Annotated in this window: 18 protein-coding genes and 2 pseudogenes; 15 read left to right on the top strand and 5 right to left on the bottom strand. The window is 51.2% G+C overall.

Annotation, left to right across the window (positions count from 1 at the left end; translation table 11 throughout):
* Window position 1: 1 nt before the first annotated feature.
* Both phnE and HY795_01035 read left to right on the top strand, forming a co-directional pair.
* Window positions 2-802: a phosphonate ABC transporter, permease protein PhnE gene (phnE, locus tag HY795_01040; protein MBI4803800.1), complete on the top strand. Its 801-nt coding sequence runs from the start codon at window positions 2-4 to the stop codon at window positions 800-802.
* Window positions 799-1,794: a hydroxyacid dehydrogenase gene (locus HY795_01035; GenBank protein MBI4803799.1), complete on the top strand. Its 996-nt coding sequence runs from the start codon at window positions 799-801 to the stop codon at window positions 1,792-1,794. The genes phnE and HY795_01035 overlap by 4 nt, the downstream gene beginning before the upstream one ends.
* 167 nt (window positions 1,795-1,961) lie before the next feature.
* On the opposite strand, the gene HY795_01030 is transcribed toward HY795_01035, so the two are convergent.
* A complete protein-coding gene (locus HY795_01030; protein ID MBI4803798.1) occupies window positions 1,962-2,129 on the bottom strand; it encodes a hypothetical protein in 168 nt (55 codons plus the stop codon).
* Here HY795_01030 and HY795_01025 point away from each other — a divergent pair.
* Together HY795_01025 and HY795_01020 are read left to right on the top strand one after the other, a co-directional pair.
* Entirely contained in the window at window positions 2,063-2,803 is a 741-nt protein-coding gene (locus HY795_01025; protein ID MBI4803797.1) for an IS30 family transposase, read from the top strand. The two genes, HY795_01030 and HY795_01025, sit on opposite strands and share 67 nt — an antisense overlap.
* Before the next feature lie 377 nt (window positions 2,804-3,180).
* A complete protein-coding gene (locus tag HY795_01020) occupies window positions 3,181-4,326 on the top strand; it encodes an IS4 family transposase (protein MBI4803796.1) in 1,146 nt (381 codons plus the stop codon).
* A gap of 200 nt (window positions 4,327-4,526) precedes the next feature.
* Here HY795_01020 and HY795_01015 read toward each other — a convergent pair whose 3' ends face one another.
* The 4 genes from HY795_01015 to HY795_01000 all read right to left on the bottom strand — a co-directional run bounded on the left by HY795_01015 (window position 4,527) and on the right by HY795_01000 (window position 9,921).
* On the bottom strand, window positions 4,527-4,964 hold the full coding sequence (locus HY795_01015; GenBank protein MBI4803795.1) for a DUF3010 family protein: 438 nt from the start codon (window positions 4,962-4,964) through the stop codon (window positions 4,527-4,529).
* A gap of 244 nt (window positions 4,965-5,208) precedes the next feature.
* On the bottom strand, window positions 5,209-7,242 hold the full coding sequence (locus HY795_01010) for a DEAD/DEAH box helicase family protein (GenBank protein ID MBI4803794.1): 2,034 nt from the start codon (window positions 7,240-7,242) through the stop codon (window positions 5,209-5,211).
* An 85-nt stretch (window positions 7,243-7,327) separates the two neighbouring features.
* Complete coding sequence (locus tag HY795_01005; GenBank protein MBI4803793.1) at window positions 7,328-9,592, bottom strand: relaxase/mobilization nuclease domain-containing protein; 2,265 nt, start codon at window positions 9,590-9,592, stop codon at window positions 7,328-7,330.
* Window positions 9,589-9,921 (bottom strand): hypothetical protein, encoded by a 333-nt coding sequence (locus HY795_01000; GenBank protein MBI4803792.1) that lies wholly within the window; start codon window positions 9,919-9,921, stop codon window positions 9,589-9,591. The genes HY795_01005 and HY795_01000 overlap by 4 nt, the downstream gene beginning before the upstream one ends.
* A gap of 218 nt (window positions 9,922-10,139) precedes the next feature.
* Here HY795_01000 and HY795_00995 point away from each other — a divergent pair, with 218 nt between their 5' ends.
* The 11 genes and pseudogenes from HY795_00995 (at window position 10,140) to HY795_00945 (ending at window position 24,972) form a co-directional block, all read left to right on the top strand.
* A complete protein-coding gene (locus HY795_00995; GenBank protein MBI4803791.1) occupies window positions 10,140-10,361 on the top strand; it encodes a hypothetical protein in 222 nt (73 codons plus the stop codon).
* 175 nt (window positions 10,362-10,536) lie between these two features.
* Window positions 10,537-10,740, top strand: coding sequence for a helix-turn-helix domain-containing protein (locus tag HY795_00990; GenBank protein MBI4803790.1), 204 nt, complete (start codon window positions 10,537-10,539; stop codon window positions 10,738-10,740).
* On the top strand, window positions 10,724-11,515 hold the full coding sequence (locus HY795_00985; GenBank protein ID MBI4803789.1) for a hypothetical protein: 792 nt from the start codon (window positions 10,724-10,726) through the stop codon (window positions 11,513-11,515). Before HY795_00990 ends, HY795_00985 begins: the two co-directional genes overlap by 17 nt.
* The gene (locus HY795_00980; GenBank protein ID MBI4803788.1) at window positions 11,502-12,053 is read left to right on the top strand and encodes a DUF1788 domain-containing protein; all 552 of its coding nucleotides are present in this window, start codon (window positions 11,502-11,504) and stop codon (window positions 12,051-12,053) included. Before HY795_00985 ends, HY795_00980 begins: the two co-directional genes overlap by 14 nt.
* Before the next feature lie 14 nt (window positions 12,054-12,067).
* Window positions 12,068-15,505, top strand: coding sequence for a BREX system P-loop protein BrxC (brxC, locus tag HY795_00975; protein ID MBI4803787.1), 3,438 nt, complete (start codon window positions 12,068-12,070; stop codon window positions 15,503-15,505).
* Between the two features lie 8 nt (window positions 15,506-15,513).
* Window positions 15,514-16,845, top strand: a complete 1,332-nt coding sequence (locus HY795_00970) for an AAA family ATPase (protein MBI4803786.1) — start codon at window positions 15,514-15,516, stop codon at window positions 16,843-16,845.
* A complete protein-coding gene (locus tag HY795_00965) occupies window positions 16,842-17,303 on the top strand; it encodes a hypothetical protein (GenBank protein ID MBI4803785.1) in 462 nt (153 codons plus the stop codon). Before HY795_00970 ends, HY795_00965 begins: the two co-directional genes overlap by 4 nt.
* A 3-nt stretch (window positions 17,304-17,306) precedes the next feature.
* Window positions 17,307-20,427, top strand: a pseudogene (locus HY795_00960) (N-6 DNA methylase).
* Window positions 20,428-20,569: 142 nt separating this feature from the next.
* On the top strand, window positions 20,570-21,460 hold the full coding sequence (locus HY795_00955; GenBank protein ID MBI4803784.1) for a DDE-type integrase/transposase/recombinase: 891 nt from the start codon (window positions 20,570-20,572) through the stop codon (window positions 21,458-21,460).
* Window positions 21,461-21,503: 43 nt separating this feature from the next.
* Window positions 21,504-22,148 (top strand): annotated as a pseudogene (locus tag HY795_00950) (SAM-dependent DNA methyltransferase).
* Between the two features lies 1 nt (window position 22,149).
* Entirely contained in the window at window positions 22,150-24,972 is a 2,823-nt protein-coding gene (locus HY795_00945; protein ID MBI4803783.1) for an AAA family ATPase, read from the top strand.
* Window positions 24,973-24,979 lie beyond the last annotated feature (7 nt).

The raw sequence follows: 24,979 nt of genomic DNA, 5'->3' as shown, positions 1-24,979 counted from the left end.
GATGACCGCGGTGGAATCTACCTTTATTGTCAACAACGTCGCCCAAAATTACCGCGAACGCCTGGTGCTGATAGGCTGCATCGCCCTGGGCATAGCCCTGTGCGTTGCCTATTCCGGCCTGGCAGATGTGCCGCGCATTCTTGAGGGCGGCCCCGCCCTGTGGCACCTGCTGGGCGAGATGACACCCCCGGACCCCAGCAACTGGCGCTCGTGGCTGGGTCCGCTTATGGACACCATCGCCATGAGCGTGGCCGGTACGTTTCTGGCCGTATGCCTTTCGCTGCCCCTGGGCTTTCTGGCGGCGGCCAACGTTTCGCCCCACCCCGTTGTCTACCGTCTGGCACGCAGCCTGCTGAACACTTTGCGCGCCGTGCCGGAACTGATCATGGGTATTCTTTTTGTGGCGGCTGTGGGTTTTGGCGCATTACCGGGCGTGCTGGCCCTGGGTCTGCATTCCGTGGGCATGGTGGGCAAATTTTTTGCCGAAGCTGTGGAACACTGCGACCCCAAACCCGTTGAGGCCATCCGGGCCACGGGCGCGAACCCCCTGAAAGTGCTGGTGTACGGCGTCATGCCGCAGGTGCTTCCGCAACTGGCCGACATTACCGTGTACCGCTGGGAATATAACTTTCGCGCCTCCACTGTCATGGGCATGGTGGGCGCTGGCGGCATAGGGTTTGAACTTATGGCTTCCCTCAGGCTTATGCAATATCGCGAAGTGTCCGCGATATTATTGCTTATTCTTGTCATGGTGACACTGGTAGACGCCCTTGGGTCGTGGTTGCGAGGAAAATGCGCATGAGTCAAAAACCCCTTTGTGTGGTCACCCACTGGGTGCACCCTGAAATCATCAACTATCTTGAACCGCATTGCCGTCTTGTCGTTAACAAAACCCGCGAAACCTGGCCGCGCCAGATCCTCTTTGACCATCTCAAAGAGGCGGACGCCGCCATGATGTTTATGCCTGACTGGGTGGATGCCGAACTGCTGGACAATGCCCCCCGCCTTAAAATCGTGGGGGCAGCCCTCAAGGGCTATGACAACTTTGATGTGGACGCGCTGACGTCCAGGGGCGTGTGGCTTTCCTACGTGCCGGACCTTCTGACCATTCCCACGGCAGAGCTGACCATTGCCCTTATGCTGGCCCTGGGACGTCATGTGCTGCCAGGGGACAAACGGGTGCGCAGCGGGGCTTTTGAAGGCTGGCGGCCCATTTTTTACGGCCAGGGCCTGCACGGCTCCACCGTGGGCATCATCGGTCTGGGCCGCCTGGGCCAGGCCGTGGCCCAACGCCTGGCAGGCTGGGGCGTGAAGCTTATTGGCTATGACATTGCCGAACTGCCGGATGAACGCAAACGCGAACTTGCGCTGGCGCAAACAGATATGCCCACGCTGCTTGCCACTGCCGACTGGGTGGTGTGCGTAAGCCCGCTGACCCCTGAATCAAAAGGGCTTTTGGGCGCGGCCGAACTGGCCGCTATGAAACCCGGCGCGTTTCTTGTCAACACCGGGCGCGGCTCGTGCGTGGACGAAGAGGCCGTGACAGAAGCCCTGGAAAAAGGCCATCTTGCAGGCTATGCCGCCGACGTCTTTGCCTTTGAAGACTGGGGGCTGGCAGACCGCCCCCGCGATGTGCCCGAGGCCCTGCGGGACCCCGGTCTGCGCACTGTGTTCACCCCGCACCTTGGATCGGCCGTGGAACAGGTGCGCATTGATATCGCCATGGAAGCAGCCCGCAACATTGTGGACGTGCTCTGCGGCAAAGCGCCCCGAAATCCCGTAAACACAATCTGAAAAACGTTTGCGACCTGGCTTTTTGCCAATAAACAAAAAACGCCGCCCGTGATGCATACACGCGGGTGGCGCTCTTTTTCCCCCCGTACGTACAAGCCGAAACGTCTCGTGCTAAAAGCAGGCGGGGCTGTTCGCTTGCAGGCGAACCTTGCACATAACGCGTGTCATCACGGGGCCGATTGGACATGACGCCATAAAGGCTTTTCGTGCCCAGCCTTAAAGCTGACAACCCCGATGCCGTCCTGGGTGCGGTCCAGGCGGTAGATGGTTGTCTCCAGATAGGGGGTCAGCGTTTCTGCCGGGTCCAGGGGGCGGGGCGGTTCCTGTACATACACGCCGTACAGTTTCAGCTGCTCATACCCCCATTTACCAGTACATTCTGGCGGACAAAAAACGAGGAGGAACGCTGCACAGCCATTTGCGCTGCCAGCGCAAACGCAAACGACGATATGGCAAACCCGACAGACGAGGTCAAATCAAGGGGCGTATCAGCATAGACATACGCCCGTCCATTGTTGCCGAGCGCTCACGCCTTGGTGATTGGGAGGCTGATACCGTTGAAGGCAGTAAAGGAGGCCCCGTTTTGGTGACACTTGCAGAGCGTAAAAGTCGTCTTTTCCTGTTTGGCAAGGCTCCCAACAAAAGCGCCAGCGAAGTAAGGCGGGTCATTGAAGGACTCTTGACACCCATTAAGGACTTTGTTCAGACTATTACCTATGATAACGGCAAGGAGTTCAGCTACCATGCCGATGTGTCAGCTACACTCGAGGCTCAGGGATTTTTTGCGCACCCCTACCATTCGTGGGAGCGTGGCTTGAACGAGAACTCCAATGGCCTTCTACGCCAATACTTCCCCAAGGGGGTAAGCTTGGCATCGGTCACGCAAGATGAGATCATAGCGGCAATGTGCCGCTTGAACTGGCGGCCTAGAAAATGCCTTGGGTTTAAGACACCCTATGAAGTTTTTTTAGAAGACGCCAATACCCAAGGACTGGGTGTTGCACTTTGAACTTGAAACCGCGATGCTTTAACCTTCCATTTCCAGTCAATTCTAAAATCTTAACTAAAATATCCTTATTCATGTGCATCTTGCTAATTATATCAGCATAAAATTCATTTAGCTTTGTATTATTATAGTCAAATTCAGTACTCTGCGCTATTCTAGATACGCCAATGAAATCACAAATCATTGTTGTTAACTCTGTATACAATTCTATTGTTCTTTGAGATTGCGATAAATACATATTTCATCCATTTATGAGCGTATTTGTAAAACAAAAAATACCATTGCTGTCCGGCTAAGGGGTAACAAAAAAGTCCAAAATCTCAGCAGTATGTGGTATAAGAAGTTACCGCAACAACTTGCCACACAAGGAGATTTTGGACTTGAGCCATCATACTACACTCTTCTCTCAACTGCTATCCCTGATACCGGGACATGTTTTTGAAAAACTCGAACGCAAGCACAAAACTGGCCGCTCTTCACGCCAATTTGGATTCAAGGAGCAATTCACCGTCATGGCCTTTATCCAACTCGCTGCAAGGCGCTCTTTACGCGATGGGCTTCGCGCCTTGGAGGCGGCCAAGAGACGGCTGTATCACCTCGGCTTGAAATCAGTAGCGCGTTCCACGGTTGCCGATGCCAACAATTCAAGGCCTGTGGAATTTTTCAAAGACCTGTTCACTGAAATGTATGGCCTGTGCCATCTTCGTGCGCCTCGTCACAAATTCCGCTTCAAGTGCAAGCTGTACAGCATGGACGCCACCACCATCAGCCTATGCCTGTCCATCTTTCCCTGGGCGTCGTTCCGGCGGAACAAGGCTGGCGTGAAAGTAAATACCGTGCTTGACCACGATGGCTACATTCCCGCTTTTCTCGATATCAACAATGCCAAAACCCACGAAAGCCGCATGGCCAAAAGTCTTTCATTGCCAAAGGGTTCCATCGTCACCTTCGATAAAGGCTATATCTGCTATTCCTGGTTTCGCATGTTGACCGCGAAGGGCATTTTCTTCGTAACCCGACTGAAGAGCAATGCTGCCTATAAGCTCGTTGATCGCCGCGCCGTAGACCGGAAAACCGGGGTCACGTCCGATCACATCATTGACGTGAGCAGCCGGGGAAAAACCACTCGTCTACGCAGAATCGGCTATCGCGATGCGAAAACCGGCAAACGGTACGAATTTTTGACCAACCATTTCCGCCTGTCCGCCAAGACAATTGCTGATATCTATAAAGAACGCTGGCAAATTGAAATATTCTTCCGCGAAGTCAAACAAAATCTGCATATTAAAAGCTTTGTCGGGCGCTCGGAGAATGCGGTGCACATCCAGATTTATACGGCCCTGACCGTGTATTTACTCCTGGCCTATCAGAAATTCCTGAGCAAGCTTGGGCTGTCGGTGCAACAACTCTTCGAGCTCATTTGCTTGAATCTGTTCGGCAAGGATTCTCTGGAAGAACTTCTGAATCCGCGAAGACGAAAAACTATAAACACCTATAGTTATAGCCTGTTAGCTATGGGTGCTTAACCGGACAACATTGGTTCAGATTTATAGTTGGCATTGATCTACAATTCCGGCCTCAACCAGCACACAGCACTTGTTCCAGCACCGCGTACATATCCGTCAGGGGGAGTTTCGGGTGCACGGCTTGTCGGGCTTTGCGATGGCGTCCAGCCTTTCGGCAAGGTCACGGATGTGGGCCTTCTGCTCTTCGGGCGTAGCGGGACTCAAGGCAACCCAATCAAACCTAAAAATGCAACCTCTCGCTTGTCTTTTGATTTGAATTTATGGTCAAAAATCGAATCTACAGTTTCATTTTCCTTTTTTTCAGCAGCCCTAATGCTTTGAGGCGCAATAAGCTTTACGGGAACCCCCTGTTCAGTCGATGCAAATTGGATTGCTGCTTCATTTTTTACTCGTTCTGGGGAAAGGGAACCTTTGGGAGGTTTTGTTGCTTTAACAACGTGTACCTCCTCTATTTTGCGTTCCTTGATTATGCTTTTAAATTCTTGCACAATTTCGACCAAACATTTGGACGGGTCAGCAGATTGCGGTATTTTATAGACTTCTTTGTTAACGGACTCTAAGTTGGGTGTTTTTCGATCTCCGCTAACAATAGCCATTGTAATCTCATCAACACCGGGTTTGACAGCCAATATGCGCATATGCCGCTCCTTCTATATCATTTTCAATTCATTAAGGTCTTTCTCAGTCTTATCGAGAATGGCTTTATAGCAGTCATCACAATATCTTTTTTGATTGGTATGCGCCCCACCAACTTTAGGAATATCAATACACTTTTCACCCTTTGATAATTCCCTTTTGCAGCGCTTGCACTCCGATTTTCGCAAAACTTCAACCCTTTTTGGCTTGCCATTTGAGCTGCCAATAAGGGATGGAACAGGTCCTTTAGGTTTGGCTTTCTTCGTAGTCAGACTTTGCTTTCCGAAGTCGTCTTGTGAGTGGCTTGATGATGTCATCAAGGTTCTCCAATATTGCTTTAAAATCTTCCACGGTTGCAGAATTGCGAGATTTCCCTAGCCGTTTATTGAATTCGACATTCACCATCATCAACGCAGATATATAGTTGTTTTTCCCTGTAAGCTTTAAGCTTGCATACTTACGGGGAATTTCCAGACCGTTCATGTCCAATTGAACATGATTGAGTAGAATTTTTGCAAGTCGTTGAGCTTGCTCATGGAGCCTTTTTTTGGCCTCTTCCCACTCTTTTTGTGGCTGTACGAGAAATGGCTCCGCAGGTGCAACTTTTGTGAGGCTCGGATTTTGGCTACTTTTTACAATGCCCTCTGCTTGAGATTCATCAAGACCCAAAAGCTTCAACCTTTCGCGAAGTTCCTCAATTATGTGTTGCTCCTCAACTGTTGTAAAATCTTCTTCCCAAATAGCATCAACAATTTCATTATGAACTACAACTTTTTCTCCAGCCCGTAACCGCGTTGAACCGTTTAAAACATCCCTCGAAACTTCTGGCTCTTCGCCACCAATGACTTTATCCCAAAAAGATTGATCGTCATTCTCAAACTGCTTAAATTCTTTAAGCCTTTGATCCAGATTCATGCCAAGGTGAGTGACTATGTGCCCCAGATTGTCTGGGTGTCCAGGATCATTTTGAACAATGACCCTCATTATCCTGCCTACAAACTGGATATAAGGCGCAAGGCTTCTAAATGGACGAAATATAGCTGCGACACTTAATTTTTGGTGATCAAATCCTTCGCCTAGCATTTGAACTTGAATAATACAATCAAGTGTCCCATTTCTCAGCGCTACCAGAATAGCATCCTGCTCATCCTGCTTTTGTTTGCTATGAATAACTTCCGCAGTAAAACCTCTCTCTATATATAGCGATCTAATTTCTTTTGCATGATTGATAGAACATGCGACAGCAATAAGTTGGTGTTGCGTTCCGCTCATTCTTAATTCTTCAAGCTTGCCCAAGCTGTTATCAACGATATGTTTGTTGCACAGTGGAGCCAAAGCAACCCCTCTACTAAACCAGTCATCCTCCTTAAGTTTCAATATTTCTTCTAATGTGTAAATTTTTCCACGTTCATCTTTAAATCCCAACTGAATTTCCGATGGGGCAACGTAACTTGCTTTAAGTCTTTTGACATAGCCTTTTAGCGAAGCACTCCTAAATGGGTATCTATATATAAGTTCTCCGCTCAATTCTTGCCTGTCACTCCTAAAAGGAGTTGCTGTCATCAGTATTATTTTAGCTTTTGGAAACCTATCAATGACCTTTTGCCAGCTTGCGGCAGCACTATGATGCGCTTCGTCAACAATGATCATATCAAAAAAATCATCACTAAATTGCGCTAACCATTTCTCAGAATTGGTCGCAAGTTGTTGGACATTTGTTATAACTATATGAGATTTTGTTGCAGTGCTTATATTTCCTGTGTCAAGGGTACATGCCAAAGGGCCTGCCAACATTTGTTCTGGAGCCAGAACTTTTGCTTTACGCCAAAAACACTTTTGGCGGTTGGTTACATCCATTGATTCATAAAGACCGTCTTTAATGGTCAAGTTGGGAGCAATTACTATGACTCGTCCACTTGCAATCCCTAGTGGAAGAATAGAAGCAAGGCCGGTTTTTCCGCAACCTACAGGAATCTGTATGATAGCTCTATTTTTACCGGATTTGAAAAAGTCATACGCTTGTAGGTATGCACTTTTTTGAGGCTCGCGAAGGAGATCATTTTCTTCAATGTTAAAGTCAATATTGGTAAAGAATGTTTCCACCGGCTGATTCGATCTGGCCCATGCATCAAGTTCTTGTTTTTCAAAAGCCCATTTTTTGCCGATTTTACTTGCTGGCATTCTACCCTCTTGCGCCATAGCATATAATAGAGTTTTGCCTATTTTAAGGTAGGAAGCTGTTTCTTCCACCGACAACCAATTCTTATTTTCGGGGTTCATCTTTTGTCCTTCATATGGTATCAAATGATACTAAACGATAGATAGAATCGGGAGTGATGTCAACCTCCAAATTTGACTCTTTGCTTTACCGCACCATTATGCTTGGCGTTTTCATCCTTGTCCATTCACATCCCTCAATCCTTTGCCAGTGCTCCAGATACCGCTCATTCTTCGCCAGAGCCAAGTCTCCGGCCACGCTGAAAGCATAAGCAGCAGTGCGTTCGGCATAGCGTTGCCAGGCGCGGCCCTCGTTTTTCTCTCTGATGGTGGGGGCGCATTGGCGCACGGCTTCGGCCACGGCCTGCTGGCTATGGCCGGTGGCCCGCAGACGCAAGGCAATCATGGCATCCACCCGTGACAAATCTTCCAGGGCAAGGTGCTGGCGGATATTCGCATAGTGCGCGTAGTAGGCAGCGACTGAATCTCCAGAACGTGCATGTGTGGTCACGGGGCGGGGGTGTGTCTGTGGCTGCCGGGCCTTTTCTGCGGCGGCATATTCACGCTCAATTTGTCTGGCCAGTTCCAAAGCCTTTGCGCATTCACGCTTTTCGGCCTTAAGCAGTCTTACCTTGGGAAAGGAGCCATCCTCGCGCCGGTGTTTGGGCTTCAAGTTGCCGAAGCCTGGTGCTCGATGCGGATGAATGCAGCCGGAGAGCTTTGGATCGCCATACAGCTTGTTGAGGCGCTCCGTGATCCGGTTGCCCACGTCTCGGTTGTGCGGGCTTTTCAGCTTGGGAATGGTGAGCACACATTGATAATTGCCCGGTGAACTTTCCAGCACCACAGCGGGCCGGAAGCCGTCCGCATAGAGCTTTTCCAGGCTCTCCCGCGTCATATCGTCAATAAGGATGTGATGTCTGTTCTCGGAAAGCGGTGTGTAATAGATATTTTCGCCGCGCTGCTGAAGCCGGAGCATTTCGGGCAGGTGTGCGGCCAACTCCTCTGGAGTGAAGCCTTGGGATGCTCCGTCCCTCTTGTCCAGAATGAAGACCTTTTTATCGCCATCTGGTTTCATGCGGATACAGGTCACACGGATGCGATCCGCATTCACAGCGGAAACATAGTGCTGGAGCTGTTCATGCACAGGTGTGGATGGAGCCGTGGTGGCCATATGCACGGGCAGCTCCGAGCGTTTGGATTCTATGCGGAACCTGTGCCGCCAGCGGTCGGCCTGCGTGTGCAGACCACGCCCGCGCAGCCAGGTTTCAAAGTGGGGTTTACCTTTGCCGGGCTTCTGCCTGCGTCCTGTTTGCTGCCTAAACTGACGCAACTCATCACGCTGTCGCATTTTCAGACGGTGCCGTTCGGCGTTGAGCACGGGCAGCCCGCGTTTGCCAAGGCCGCTTAAAATCTGCTTCCGTTCGCTGCTGTGACGGGCTTTCATAGCTTCAAGTTGCTGCTGTTTTTTTGCCTCATTCTGCTCCGAAACGGGCAAAGAAATATCTTTCTGATATTCTCGCCATTCTTCCAAACTTACCTCGCTTACTGGTTCGGGCTGCATTTTTTCCAGAGGCGGTGGGATTTCTGCTGGCATAAATTCCCCAAGCCTTTTGCACAGTTTGCTCATGCCGAAATCACGATCTATGGACGAAGCCTTCACCGCTTTTTCGCCCACAAAGACGATGGCTCCGGAGCCTTTCTTTTCAAAGCGCAGCCCTTTTTCAGCAAGTTTCTGATGTAGCTCCGGCCAAGAATTAGCATTTTTGATGATGTCATGCCCCCGTTCCTGAGCAATTCGTTGGGCTGATTTTTCGCCGGTGGCGTGTTCCACGGCCATTGCCTCTTGCCGAGGCTGGACTTTTTTAGGCCGTAAGTTTCGGGCAAGCTCGCCGCTTTCCAACACCGAGTAACGGGAATTTGCTTCGCTGGCCCAGCCCTGCTTGTGTTCCACCAGGGCGACAATTTTATGGGCTTCTTCTTTGTCGAACCCCTTGTGCGGTTGCACCACTTTACCGCTCACAGGATGCATGCGATTGACCGCGATGTGGACGTGATAATTTTCGGTGTTGTAATGCAAACCGTAGACGGTCTGGTGCTCGACAAGGCCCATGCGCTCCAGAAAAATATCCACCAGATCATCCACCTGGGCGCGGGTTGGCTGCTCGTGTTCCTGCCACGAAAATACCCAATGACTCACTGGCATTTTGCTGTGGACGCTCTCTTGGGCCAGCGCAATCATCTCCACTTTCTGGCCATTGTGCGTGGCGGCGAAAAAGTTTCTGCTCCCGGCGTGGGCGATTTTCTCTTGCGCATTGGTATTGTGCGGATAGCGGATATAATCCACCAGGTCGCCAATTTGCCAGACCTTGGGCTTATCCGTGTCGGTGTACTTCACCTTCTTGACGATCACGGTTTTGTGCTCCCCAACCTTTCAATAGCGCGGCCCAAAATCCGCAGTGTTTCTTCTTGCTCTTCCAGGTGCTCACGGCTGGCTCCTGCCTGCCGCAGTGTTTCAAAATGATGCTTGAGCAGGCCCCCGATGCGGCGCAATTCACGGACTGTGGTCATGTCCGTTTGCGCGACTATGTGAGTGGGTGGCCTGCCGCCAAAGCCGCGACGGCGGAGACATTCGGAAACCGAAAGCCCGGCCAGGCTGGCTTGTTCCTCAAGCTGTTTTGCTTCGCCTTCGGACACCCAGAGGGTGTATCGCTTATGGTATTTGCGCTCTGGCCTTGCCATGCCTTCTCCCTGCCTTTTGTCTTGAGAGCGTGAGAAGCCTGCGCCGAATGCGTTGCCTTTGGGAGTCCAGAGGGCGCAAGCCCTTTGGCAGGATAGTAGTTGGCGTCAGACAACTACCATCCTGCCACGAAGAACCCACAACAGGGAGTGGCGTAATGACAGGGATTGAATATTTGTGCTATGCTGTCGGGAAATTCCAAGAATGGAGGCAAACATCAATGGCAGTGAAGACCAGAATACCGATGGAAAAGATTATGGCGGTCAAAAAAAAGCTCCAGAAACTTCCTACAAAAGAGACGGGGAAAACCCGCGAGGAAGCTCTGGAAATACTGGCTGGTGATTTTCAGGAGGCTTTGAAGAAGGGCTATTCCGTGAAGGAAATACGCGAAATTTTGGGCGAAGAAGGGGTTACATTGGCGTTGTCGAAAGTGGCAAAGTAGGCATTTTAGAGCATTCCACCAATTTGGGCGTACACGGCTAGTATCTGTCATATCATGCTAAACACGGTTAAAATGGTATGGTGGTCTTGACTTTTTGCCTTGTCTTCAATAAAATTAGCGTAATACATTACAAACCACAGATGTCTACGAGTTAAGAAAGGGTGGAGTAAAAATCATGGAAGACAGATGGTTGTCTGTAGATGAAATCGGTGAATATTTAGGTGTTAAACGCGATACAATTTACAGATGGATCAGTGAAAAGAATATGCCTGCCCACAAAATAGGTCGTCTCTGGAAGTTCAAAAAAGGCGAAACCGATGAATGGGTGCGAACAGGTGGCGCAAACGATGCTAGTGCAGGACATGATGAAAAAAAATAACTATCTTTCCGCCTTGGGCTTCAATATGGGATTGGGGGGAGCCCATATTTCGCGCACGATGATGCTCGAAGAATTAAACATCTTGCTTGCACATACAAGTCGAATAGATGCAGAAAAAAAAGAATACCTCCACGCGATCATTGCTGAAAACTGCCTTGGGAAACGTTCGGCAAAAACCCGCACTCTTACTGGCAGATATCTTGTCGATTTGTACTCTCTTGACTATAAAAATATTCTTTTTAGAGCCCTGTTATATTTTTGGAATCGTGACACAGCTTCCAGACCATTACTGGCTTTGCTCTGTGCCTATGCTCGTGATCCGGTTTTGCGCGTTACTGCTCATCATATTTTGAATATTTCTGAAGGAACTGTGCTTGCTCGCGAATCACTAGAAGAGTTTATTGACGCACAAAAGCCAGGACGCTTTAGCAAGGCCACCTTGAAGTCCACCGCTCAAAACATCAATGCAACATGGACTAAATCGGGGCACCTGAATGGCCGTGCCAAAAAGGTGCGGGGGCGGGCTACTCCAACTGCCGCAAGCGTTTCGTATGCCATGTTTCTTGGCTACCTTACTGGTCTTCGGGGGCAAACCCTTATCCAATCCGAATATGGCAAACTTCTTGATTGCCCGCCTGGTAAAATTATTGAGCTGGCTGAAGAAGCTTCGCGCAAGGGCTGGATCGATCTCAAGCGGGTTGGTGAGATCATCGAAATCGGATTCCCCAAATTGATCAGCCAACATGAATTGGAGCTGCTCCATGAACAGGATTAAACGGCTGACACAATCCTACAGCAAATTTATCTCGATTCCGTGGCGAAACGATGCCGCCGCCGCACAGCGTGTGATTTTTTGTGTCTACAATGAAACTGAAGAACGCTGGCTTAGGGCCAAGATAGATGAATTTGAAATTGCCACCCGGCAGGCAGGTCATGAGTGGGGTATTTTTGACCTGACCGATACTTTTGCTGCCTGGTTGACTTCCCAGCGCTATGCCACCAGCTATTTTCAAAAGCCACACCTCTTACCGACTTTGTTACCCAAGTACCTCAGTTATATTGTTGCAGAATTTGATAGCTTCCTGCAAAAAAAAGCATTCGGCGCAGAATCTGTTATAGCACTGAAGGGTGTTGGTTCATTATTTGGATTTTTGAAAGTAAAAGATGTGGTAGATGCGTTGGCCCCATTGGTTTCAGGGCGTCTGCTGGTCTTCTTCCCCGGTAGTTTTGAAAACAACAACTACCGGCTGCTGGATGGCTATGACGGGTGGAATTATCTTGCGGTGCCCATAACTGCTGATAAGGAATTTTGAATAAAGGATAGCTGATGTACAATCACGACATTTACCAAAAAGACCCCGCCACCCGAAAGCTTGTCAATGAAGGTGTGGCCAGCGTTAATGATGAAACAACCAGTCATGCGCTCGCAGTGCTTCGTTATGAGCTGGAAACGTTTGTTTGCGATGGTCAGTACGAAAAAGGGATGTCGCATATCCTTGAAACCTATCTGAAAAATACCGACCAAGCGCAACAGCCGGGGGTATGGGTAAGCGGCTTTTTTGGGTCGGGTAAGTCCCACCTTGTAAAGATGCTTCGGGCTCTTTGGGTAGACACCACCTTTGCAGACGGGGCCACGGCTCGTGGCATTGCCAACCTGCCGCCGGGAATCAGCGATCTATTAAAAGAGCTTAGCACGCAAGCCAAACGGCATGGGGGCCTGCACGCCGCATCTGGAACCCTTGGCTCAGGAGCCAGCGGTAGTGTGCGGCTGGCACTTCTGCGTATTATTTTCAAATCTTCAGGGCTGCCAGAGCAATACTCTGTGGCGCGTTTTGTCATGTGGTTGCGTCAGGATGGTATTTATGAACAAGTGCGCAACCATGTAGAGCAAAATGGCTTTAACTGGCAAGAAGAGCTGGATAACTTCTATGTAGCAGAAGGACTTCACGCCGCTTTAATGCAGGCCAAGCCCAAACTTTTTGCTACGCCAGAATCTTGTGTGGAAACGCTGAACAACCTCTATCCCTATGTTCAGGATGTTTCGAGTGACGACATGCTCAAGGCCGTTCGCCAAGCCCTGACAAAGGATGGCAAATTTCCCTTGACCCTGATTGTGCTTGATGAAGTGCAACAGTTTATTGGGGGCAGTGCAGAACGCTCCATTGAAGTGCAGGAAATGGTTGAAGCCATTTGCCAGAATGTTGGTGGTAAAATTTTGTTTGTGGGCACGGGGCAAACAGCCCTTACCGGTGTTGCGCTTCTGGCCCGGTTACAGGGTCGTTTCACTGTGCGGGTTGAACTTTCAGACGCAGATGTGGATGCAGTTATCCGTCAGGTAATTCTGGCTAAGAAGCCAGAAGCCAAGCCGCAAATCGAACAAATTATGCAGACCAATCTGGGAGAAGTTTCACGGCATCTTGCAGGCACTACCATCGGGCACATGCAAGACGATATTCAGCACTTCTCACAAGACTATCCCATTTTGCCAGTGCGTCGCCGTTTTTGGGAAAACACACTTCGGGTTTTGGATCAGACTGGCACCGAAAGCCAGCTCCGCAACCAGCTCAGCATGATCCACAAGGTTATTCAAACCAACCTGAATGAACCCTTGGGGCATGTTGTACCGGCTGACTATCTTTATTTTGACTCTGCCGACAAATTGCTCCAGTCGCGTATATTGCCTCGCAAAGTGCATGAAAAAACCATCACCTGGAGTAAAGGCACAGACGACGAAAAACTTATGGCCCGTGCCTGCGGCCTGGTTTTTTTGATCAACAAACTTGGCAGCCAGAATCAGGAGCTTGGCATTAAAGCCACCATTGATACCCTGGCCGACCTGTTGGTAGAAAATCTTTCGCAAGGCAGTGGCGCGTTGCGCAGCAAGCTGCAAAGCCTCTTGGCACACTGCGAACTGCTTATGCGTGTGGGCGATGAATATCGCATACAGACTGAAGAAAGCACGGCGTGGAACGACGAATTTCTCAGCCAGCAAGCTGCCTTATCCAACGAAGCCCACCGAATTGACGCAGAACGTGAAGATCGTATCCGCAAAAAATTTGGCGATGTTGTGCGCAAGCTATCCTTGATGCACGGTAGTTCAAATGTTCCTCGCGACATTCACCCAGTCTTTGATACTCAGCTCCCAGCAGATGCCCATCAGCGTCTGTGTGTTTGGGTGCGTGATGGGTGGAGTACGGATGAAAACTCTGTGCGAGCAGATGCACGGCAGGCAGGCAATCAATCCCCCACAGTGTTTGTATTTATACCAAAACGCTCTGCTGATGACCTGCGCACCCATCTTATCAACTACAAAGCCGCCACAGCTACCCTAGACAAACGCGGCGTACCAAACACCCCCGAAGGCACAGAAGCGCGGGCGGCAATGGAAACCACCAAGCAAGGCGCGGAAGGTAAAATTCGTGAATTGCTTGATGAGGCATTCTCGGGTGCTCGCATCTTTCAGGCGGGCGGTAATGAGATGCTGGGCAACGACCTTCAGGAAATGGTGTTGGAGGCTGCCAGCAATTCGCTCCAAAGGCTGTACCCGCAGTTTCAAATTGCTGACCACCCGCAATGGGCAAAGGTATACGAAAAAGCCCAAAGGGGCGCACCCGATGCCCTGAAAGTCGTGGGTGATGAAGGCGAACCAGCCAGAAATCCTGTATGCAAAGCTATTCTTGGCTTTCTTGCGGCAGGAAAAAAGGGGGTTGATATACGCACCTGCTTTGAATCCTCGCCATATGGTTGGTCGCGTGATGCGGTGGATGGCGGCCTACAAGTGCTGCTGATTGCAGGGCTCATTCGGGCACAGGACGAGCGTGGGCAAACCCTTGACCCTAAAGAGCTGGAACGCAAGGCCGTGGGCAAGGCCTTCTTTAAGGTGGAGTCTGCCACCATTACCACAGCGCAGCGCATACAACTTCGTAAACTGTTCCAAAAGCTTGGCTTGACCGCCAAACAAGGTGAAGAACTTGCCTGCGTCCCGCAGTTTATGCAAAAGATGCTGGAGCTTGCGGAACAGGCTGGCGGGGATGCTCCCAAACCCCAGAGCCCGGATACAGCGTTTTTGGACGGAGTGCGCCTCACCGCAGGTAATGAACAACTTCTTGCCATCTATAACCTTCGTGACGAGCTTGCTCATAGTATCGACAACTGGACAGACTTGTCTGGGCGCATAACTTCGCGCTGGCAAAGCTGGCTGGCGCTGAAACAGCTTGCTGCTCATGCCACCAACCTGCCAGAAGCAGAAGTGATCGTGGCCCAGGTGCAAATTATCGAGAACAAGCGGCAATTATTGGACGATCCTGATGCCATAGCCCCACTTTGCGCCAGTTTGACGCAGCTTTTGCGTGAAGAACTGAACCACCTAGATAGCGAATACGCTTCTGGCCATGCCGCAGGCATGAAAAAGCTGGCAGATGATGCAAACTGGCAGCAGCTTGATCAAAATCAGCGTCACCAGCTTTTGACGGAACAAAGTCTGCAAGGAAACGCTCGCCCGACAGTTGCGGTGCAAACCACGGCAGATGTGCTGAATACGTTGCACTATTGCACGTTGAATATGTTTAAAGACAAAGTGGCGGCTATGCAGGGGCGTTTTGATAAAGTGCTTCAGGGCGCAGCGGAGCTGTGCGAACCGGAAGTGCAGTTTGTGCTGTTGCCGCGCCGCACCTTGAAAACGCCTGACGAAATTGACGCTTGGGCAGATGAAGCCAAGCAAGTAATGAAAGCAGCCCTGAATAACGGGCCTGTTGTGATAAAATAGGGGGGAGTATGATTTCTTCACTCACAATACGAAATTTTAAAAGCTATGAGGAAGCAAAACTTCCCCTATCGAGAATGACATTCTTAATAGGCCCCAACGCTTCGGGCAAGAGTAATGCCTTAGAGGCCTTACGGCTTTTGAATTGGTTGGCAAAAGGAAGTCGTCTGGATGACATCGAGCGCAATATCCTTGGTGCAGATACTCTTATTCGAGGGCAGGCATCAGATTTGTTTTTGGATAAAAACAAAAATTTGTCTTTCGACTGTGATATCCCGCTCGCAATGAGAAACCTCGGCCTGTCAAATAGTGACAATTTTCATATTGCTTTAGGCATTGTGGCTGAAAAGTTAACACTTACTGAAGAATCTTTGGGGCAGCCGTCTTCAAAGAACTGGCTTTACAGCGTTGATGGAATTCCTAACGTTTCAACAAATACTGTATATGTTATGTACGATAATTTTTTGCAGGGAGGAAATAAACCAAGGATTACATGCTCCAGTCAGCAGGCGATTTTTTATCAACTTGAAACACCTGGACGGTTTGAAGAAAAGCATAAAAAATCTCAGAAGCTCATTCCAACTGCGACTAAAAGAATTCGTGAGGCGTTACAAAATATTGTTTTTCTTGATCCTAATCCATCTACAATGAGATCATATTCATTTGCCAAAAATGATGATGAAATCAAAGAAAACGGTTCAAATGTTTCAAGTGTTCTATATCGTATTTGCAATCAAGGTGGCGCTGAAAAAGAAGAACTTCTAAAGTTTGTTTGTTCATTACCAGAGCAAGATATTACAGATATTTCTTTCATAAAGACAGAACGCAGCGATGTAATGGTGCGCTTGCATGAATCATTTGGTGGAAGAGAGCGTGTTGTAGACGCTCCGCTTTTATCAGATGGAACGTTGCGAGTTCTTTCTATCGCTGCAACACTGTTTAGTGCTCGTGATAATAGCCTTGTCATCATTGAAGAGGTTGACAATGGTGTACATCCAAGCCGAGCCGAAACATTAGTAAACCAAATTCTTCAAATTGCCTCAGCCCGTAACCTTCAAGTGCTCATAACCTCTCACAATCCCGCCTTGCTTGATGCTGTGCCTGATAAAGCTCTAGGCGATGTATTGTGCTGTTATCGCGATATAATAACAGGGTTTAGCAAGATAATGCGGTTAAAAGATTTGGATCGCTATCCTATTCTTGTGGCACAAGGTTCGTTGGGGCAGCTTGCAACAAAGCGCATTTTGGAGCGTTTTTTAAAGGACAATACTACTTCGCAAGAACGCAAAGCTGCGGCCCTGTCTTGGTTGGACGATTTAAAGCAAGAGGGGGCTACCCAATGAGTGCGGTATGCCTTATTGACACCACTATTTTTGCAGAAATATTGAATATCCCCGGCATGACACGTTGCCGTGATGAAATATTTGAATCTCTTCAGCAAAAAATAGCTGCTAATGAATCCTTATTTCTGCCAATGGCGACCATTTTTGAAACAGGCAATCATATCGCTCAAAATGGTGATGGAACACAACGCCGCAAGTGCGCGGAGCTTTTTGTAGAACAGGTACAAAAAGCTCTTGATGGAACAATTCCATTTACTCCACTCAGCTTTCCCACAAGTGAAGATATGCAAAAATGGTTGGCGGATTTTCCTGATTCGGCCATGCGCAAGTCAGGAATAGGCGATTTATCCATCATTCACGAATGGAATCGTCAGTGCGCGCTTAATCATGGCCGAAGGGTGTATATTTGGTCACTTGACGAACATCTTTCCGGCCATGACCAACCTGCAAGGATTTAGCCCATGCCCACCCTCGACAGAACTCTCCGCAGCCGTTTGGAGCGCACCATCAGGGAAGCGCGTGTCATGGCGGAAACAGCAGCCCGTGCCGCGCTGGGGCAGCTTGGCGTGGACGAGCAAACCGTGCCCGCGCATCTTGCCGAGCCGCAACGCGAGTTGCGCCGCCGTTTGCGGGCGCATGGCAGGCAGCTTGGGGATGCCCTCAATGGCGGCCCTGTGCAAAGCATGGAGCGGCTGGTGGAAGAGGTAGCCTACGAGCACTGGCACCGTATGCTCTTTGCCCGCTTTCTGGCCGAGAACAATCTGTTGATGTACCCAGACCCCGATGATCCGGTGGCGGTTACGTTGGAAGAATGCGAAGACCTGGCCGCCGATGAAGGCGCAGCTAACGGTTGGGAGCTGGCCGCCCGCTTTGCTGCCCGCATGTTGCCACAAATTTTTCGGTTGGACTCTCCCGTATTCCATCTGGCTCTGCCCCCTGAGCACCAACAGGGGCTGGAACGCCTGCTGGCGGCCTTGCCGCAAGAAGTGTTCTCCGCTTCTGACAGCTTGGGCTGGGTGTACCAGTTCTGGCAGGCAGACAACAAAGAGCGCATCAACAGCGCAGAAGTCAAAATAGGCGCACGCGAATTGCCCGCCGTGACCCAGCTCTTCACAGAGCCGTACATGGTGAGTTTTTTGTTGGACAATAGCTTGGGGGCATGGTGGGCCGCCAAGCGTTTGAGTGCCGAAGACCTGAAAAGCGCCGCAAGCGAGGAAGAATTGCGCCAAAAGGCCGCCATTCCCGGTGTACCCTTGGAATATCTGCGCTTTGTCAAACAAGATGATGGGCCAGATGAGGGGCCAGATAAGGGGCAGGATGGGGGCGGCTGGGCATTGGCAGCGGGCAGCTTTGAAGACTGGCCCAACACTCTGGCAGAACTCAAATTGCTCGACCCCTGCTGCGGCTCCGGGCATTTTTTAGTGGCTGCCTTTTTGATGCTGGTGCCCATGCGGCGGGAATTGGAGTCCCTGACCACAGAGCAGGCCATAGACGCTGTGCTGCGGGACAATATTCACGGTCTGGAACTGGATCAACGCTGTGTGGAACTGGCGGCCTTTGCGCTGGCCTTTGCCGCGTGGACATATTGTAACCCCGATCCAGCCACTACCTTTGGCTTTGACGGCTCAGGTTTTGCGGGGTGGGATCAGGGCACCTGGGCAGCAAAAGCGGGCTATAGGCCTTTGCCTGCCCTGAATCTGGCTTGTTCAGGCCTGCATGTCACTGCGGACAAAGCCTTGTGGACGGGCCTTGCCAAGCCCAATACCAGACTGCGCAATGCGCTGGACTTGCTCTATGATGAATTTCGGCAGGCCCCGGTGCTGGGTTCGCTGCTTAACCCTTCTGCATCCATTGCCGCAAGCCTTGTGGACATGTCCGAACTTCAGCCAGCCTTGCAGCAAAGCCTGCAAGGGGAAGACGGCACAGAGTACGAAGCCGCCGTGGCCGCACAAGGCCTTGCCAGTGCCGCCGCCTTGCTGGGCAAGCACTATACCCTTGTCATTACCAATGTGCCCTATCTGGCCCGTGGCAAACAGGGGGATATCTTAAGTGAGTTTTGTGAAAATCACTACCCCGAAGCCAAGAATGATCTTGCCACCGTCTTTCTGGAACGCTGTTTGGGCTTGTGCACCACGGGCGGCACGGCCAGCATTGTGTTGCCACAAAACTGGCTGTTTTTGACCCGCTACAAGAAATTTCGCGAAAAGCTGCTCAAACAGCATGTATGGCATATGGTGGCGCGTTTGGGGCCGAAAGGCTTTCAAACGCCCATGTGGGACTTCAACGTTCAGCTTATTACCCTCAGCCGTGGCAAAGCCTCCATGCCTGTGGGGGGCCTCATGGGTGAAAAGCCCAAGGCCCACTTTTTACGCGGGCTGGATGTTGCCGAAGCCCCCACCGCGCAGGACAAGGCCGATGCCCTGCGCGTAGAAGCTGTGCAGACCGTTGAGCAGGCGAAGCAGTTGGAGAACCCGGATGCACGGGTAGCACTGGGGGAAAGTTCAGGGGGAAATTTATTAGAGTTCATTGCCTATAGTTATGAAGGACTGACAACAGGCGATATTGATCAGTTTGTAAAAAAAAATTGGGAAAACCAAAGAAATCTAGAATGGGCTGCATATATTCAAAATGCTAATACGACTACACACTATCAAGGTAGAACTGATATTATTCATTGGGGAAAAGATGGAGCGGTGATAGCTAATTTTCAGGGTTCATATATAAAAGGTAAGAATGCTTGGGGGAAAAATGGATTGCGCATTACACAAATGAATAGTCTCCCAATTACAATTCATTTATTCAGGGGAAGTCTTTGGTAAAAATGCTGCAACCATCATCCCCCACAACCCCGCGCACCTCCCCGCCATTTGGTGTTTTTGTTCCTCCCCAGAATACAATATTTCCGTGCGCAGGATAGACCAAAAGCTTAACGTCACCAATGCTACCCTTGTCAAAGTCCCCTTTGACCTTGACCACTGGACAGCCGTTGCCGCCGAAAAATACCCCCACGGCCTGCCTAAGCCCTATACCGATGACCCCACCCAGTGGATTTTTCACGGGCACCCCTGTGGCTCGGTAGTTTGGGATGAATACGCCAAATGGACAGCCCACGGCCCGCTGCGCCAAGACGCCACGGTGCTGCATGTGGCTGTGACCCGCTTGCTCGGCTATCGCTGGCCCGCTGAACTGGATGAAAACATGGAACTGTCCGAAGAACAGCGCCAGTGGGTAGAGGGGTGCGAAGCTCTTTTGCCCCATGCTGATGCTGACGGCATTGTGTGCATTCCCCCGGTGCGCGGAGAAGCTGCTGCCGCCGACCGCCTGCTGGATTTGCTGGTGGTGGATTGCCCTAGGGTTTTCTTGGACACCAACTTGGACGTATGGATCGGACGTCCTGGAGGTGTCAGATGGGCAACGAATCGACAGGTCGGAAGCGGTATTGGGCCAAGCACAAGGCGCAGGTCGTACTCAGGCTTCTTCGCGGTGAGGACCTCGAATTCGTCAGCCGGGATCTTGGCGTCACGGCGGCGGAACTTAGCGAGTGGCGGGACACGTTTCTCGAAGGCGGGGAATCCGGGTTGAAACCTCGTCCCGTCAGGGAAAGCGTCGAGGTGGATCGACTCCAGTCCAAGATCGGCGAGCAGGCCATGGAGATCGAATTGTTGCGGGAGAAGATCGCCCGCATGGAGCAGAACCGCCCTTTGGCCCACAGGCGGTCGAGGAAGTGAGCCGAATCTCTTCCGCCTCCACAGGCAAGCCTTTCGGCGTGGCCAGGGTCTGCCGCATCTGGGACGTAGCCCGCTCAACGGTGTACTGGCGACGCCAGCCATCACGCCCGGAGCCCATTCGTCGCGGTCCTTGTGGATTTCACACCGACGGCGAGCTGGTGAGCGAGATCAAGGGCGTCCTCACGGAGAGTCCGTTCACCGGCGAAGGCTACCGGAAGATCTGGGCCATGCTGCGCGACAAAGACATCCGGACCTCCAAGGAGCGCACACTCCGTCTGATGCGCCAAAACGGCCTGCTGGCGCACAAGCGTCCTGGCAGACCGCACGGTCCCAGGGCCCACACCGGCACGATCAGAACGCAACGCGTGGACGAGATGTGGGGCACGGACATGACCACGACCATGACCCTCTCGGAAGGCAACGCCTCGATATTTTTCGCCATCGACCACTGCTCGCTGGAGTTGGTCGGAATCCACGCCGCCAAGCGAGGGACCAGGCTTGAAGCTCTGGAGCCAATCCGGCAAGGCGTGCGCCGCAATTTCGGCGCGTTCGGCAAGGATGTGGCGGCCGGACTGACACTGCGCCATGACCACGGCAGCCAGTTCATTTCGGAGGACTTCCAACAGGAGATCGCCTTCCTGGGAATCAAGGACTCGCCGTCCTACGTGCGCGAGCCCCAAGGCAACGGCATCGCCGAACGGTTCGTGCGAATCCTCAAGGAAAACCTGCTCTGGGTGCGGGGCTTTCAGACCGTCGAGGACCTCCGCCAAGGCCTTCTGGCCTTCAAGGAAACCTACAACACCCGCTGGAGGGTCGGGAGGCACGGCTACAGGACGCCCGAGCAGTACCGGGAGATACTCCTCTCAGCCCTTGCCAGGGCGGCTTGAATTAGACGGAAAATTGTCCAAGAAACCCTGGACCGCTACAGTGGCCGCATACGGGCCAGAGTGGACAAACGCAACGCTTGCCACCTTGCTTGCCAATGCTGACCACGCGGGCAAAACGCTGGAAACCTGGCTGCGCGAAAAGTTCTTTACCCAGCACTGCAAGCTCTTTCAGCATCGCCCCTTCATCTGGCATATCTGGGACGGCCTGCGCGACGGCTTTTCCGCTTTGGTCAACTACCATAAGCTGGATTACAAAAATCTGGAAACCCTCACCTACACCTATGTGGGCGACTGGATAAGCCGCCAGAAGCAAGATATGCAAAACGGCATTGACGGTGCGGGCGAACGCCTTGCCGCTGCCGAATCCCTCAAGAAAAAGCTGGAGCTGATCCTTGCGGGTGAAGCTCCCCATGACATCTTTGTCCGCTGGAAAGCGCTGGATAGACAGCCCATCGGCTGGAACCCGGACATCAATGACGGCGTGCGCCTGAACATTCGCCCCTTCCTCACCGTGCCTGACGTGGGTAAAAAAGGCGCGGGCATCCTGCGCGACAAACCCAATATCAAATGGGACAAAGATAGGGGCAAAGACGTGGAATCCGCCCCCTGGTATCACCTGTTCAATGGCGACCGGATTAACGACCACCACCTGACTCTGGCGGAAAAACAAGCCGCAAGGGGGGCGTAGAATGACTTCCTGCTATAAAGGAATGCGTTGGTTAAAATGTGATCTGCACATGCAAACACCTGCAGATGCACGGCACTGGGCCGGAGACCGACTCGAAGCCGGACAAGAGGCTGCCGCAGCGAAGGCTTTTGCGAAGGCCTGTTATGAAAAACGTCTGGATGTGGTGGGCATTACTGACCACAACTTTCTGAGCAAGGACTTCATTCCACATCTCCAGGCAGCGTTCAATGAGATTGAGCGGGAATTCAGCCACAAGATCACCTTGTTCCCAGGGTTTGAGTTCGAGGCGGCTGGCGTTGGCAGGGGCGTTCATGTTCTTTGTCTTTTCGACCCTTGGGCGGACCAGGCTCGGGTGGACTCGATTCTTACGGAATGTGGCGTGAGCTACCCGAGAATAAGCGCCACCGGTCAGCTCGAAAAATCAGACAAAAATTTGAAAGAGATCTTACGCATCACCCAAGACAAGTATGGCGGAATAGTCATCATGCCGCATGCAACAAGTAATGACGGCATTTTCGACGACGATTCGATAGCGGAATGGTTGCAACAGGATCAATTCACGAATCCTGATCTGCTTGCAGTAGAAGTGCCAAAGCCTGTTCACTTGATGAACGCTGGATATCGGCGGCTTCTGCGCTCTGGAGACGATTGCCAGCCAGACTGGAAGCGCATTCGTCCCATTGCTACACTTATGTCCTCGGACAACAAGAAGTTAGTCGATTGCGATGAGCATCGGAAGCCGACTCCTAACAGCATTGGCTACCGGTACTCCTGGTTCAAAATGTCCGAGCCCTCCATCGAATCACTTCGCCAGGCATTCCTCGACCATGAATCCCGCATTATTCTGCCGGAAGATGTTACAATAGATACGCACCCCGCACAGCGCGTTCGTCAGGCGACAATCAAGTCAATCTCAATCAAGAACGTAGCGTTCCTGGCCGACCAGCAAGTGCATTTTTCCCCCAACATGAACTGTGTGATCGGTGGTCGGGGCAGCGGGAAATCCACTCTGCTTGAGTACCTGAGAATCATCTTGGGTAAGGATAAATCCAAAGATATTGACGATGATACTAAAGAGCGGATCAAGCGTGTACGTGAGACGCTGAACGAACCACGCGCAGAAGTCGAAGTGTGCTGGGTCAGCGCAGATGGCGTTGAAGATCGTATCGTTTGGCAAAACGGCAGCCCAACCGTGCAGGGGCGCGAGCTGGCCGATCCTGAAACCTTTTTCAATAGCTTGCCTCTTCGCTTTTACAGCCAACAACAGCTCAACCGGCTGACCGAGTCGAAAACCGACGACGGAAGCGTTCGGCAGGCTCAACGTCTGCTGGAGCTGGTCGACGGATTCACCAAAAACGAACTGGATGAACTGGCGGATCGAGAGCACAAGCTCAAACTGCAAATCCATGACGCTTTTTCCAAACTCCGCAAGTCCAAGACAATCGAAAAGGATTACAAGCGGCTCCAGCAAGAGCATCAAGAACTGGACCGACAGTGGAAGGCACGCAGTGAGATTCAAGAGGATGCTCGGCGGCATCAACTTCTCAAGGCCGAGGCCCGTTATCTCGAAGGGCTTGCAGGAACCCCTGGCAAGCAGTTTACAGACGTTGCCACCTTGGCCGAGACAATCGCCGCATCGCACGTAGCATTTCAGGTTACAGATTCAGTTCACGCGGCCTGGTTTAAGCAATTCGACCATAAGGTAAAGGCCGCGAAGGATTCGCTAGCCCGGACTATTCGTGATGCCATTGAACGATTCGAAGCTACTGTCGATGATCTTAAAACCAGCGATTCGTCATGGAATGCAATCCGGGAAGAATTGGATCAGGCCGACGCTAAGTTCAGTGAAGCTTGTGCGGCTAAAGGTCTGACGACGGATGATGTTGGTCATCTTCAGGAAATCGACCAATCACGTACCAAGAAACAACGGGAGATTGATGCAGCTGGGGCTGAAATTCAGCGGCTAAAAGAAACTGCGGGAGACACTGGCCTGTTCATACAGCAGTTACATCAAATCTGGAGAGAGCAATTCCAGAAGCGCGTTGAAGCCGCTGAACGAGCCAATGAACTCGCTGTGCTGAACGAAGGCAGGCAGCGGTTTATCGAGGTTTCAGCAAAATACCAGCAGGATCATAAAAATTTCCGGGAGCTCTGGCAGAGTTTTGCGCCCTCTGATGGGCGGACGCGGCTAGGGAAAAATTGGGAAAGCTGTGGAGAAACCCTCTATACGCTTTTTGCCGAACAGGGCAATTCCGAGTCCCCTTGGCAAATTCTGGAAGAGCGTTTGTCAGTAGAACAAGGTTCGGCAGGGCCAGATTTTGGGTCGAACAGCCAAGAGCTGTTCCAACACATTCAAGACAATCTTGAACGTTGGGAAAAGCTCCGTTGCTCTCGGGTACAAGACACCGTGGACTTGAAACTGTTTCGAGCGGATGGTTCGAAGGCAGGTAGTATTGCCGAAGGCTCCCTCTCTGACGGTCAGCGGAACACCGCCGCCCTCGCACTGTTACTGGCACAGGAAGGAGGGCCGCTGGTTATAGATCAGCCCGAAGATGAGTTGGACTCTAACTTTGTGTTTCGGGAATTGATTCCCATGCTACGCAAAGTGAAATCGAAGCGCCAACTCATTATGGCAACGCACAACGCCAATCTGCCAGTGAACGGAGATGCCGAGTTGGTCTACGCCTTCGAAGCCCGAGACGGCAAAGGTGAAACACTTGCTTGCGGGGGGCTTGATCAGGCGTCTGTAACCAAGGCTGTTCTCGACATTATGGAAGGGACGGAAGAAGCATTTCGCCGTAGACGTGAGAAATACCATTTTTGAGGCGTTA

This window comes from Desulfovibrio sp. (assembly GCA_016208105.1).
Classification (GTDB): Bacteria; Desulfobacterota; Desulfovibrionia; order Desulfovibrionales; family Desulfovibrionaceae; genus Fundidesulfovibrio.
The sequence above is the reverse complement of the archived record's forward strand: the minus strand, read 5'-3'. Positions and strand labels throughout refer to the sequence as shown.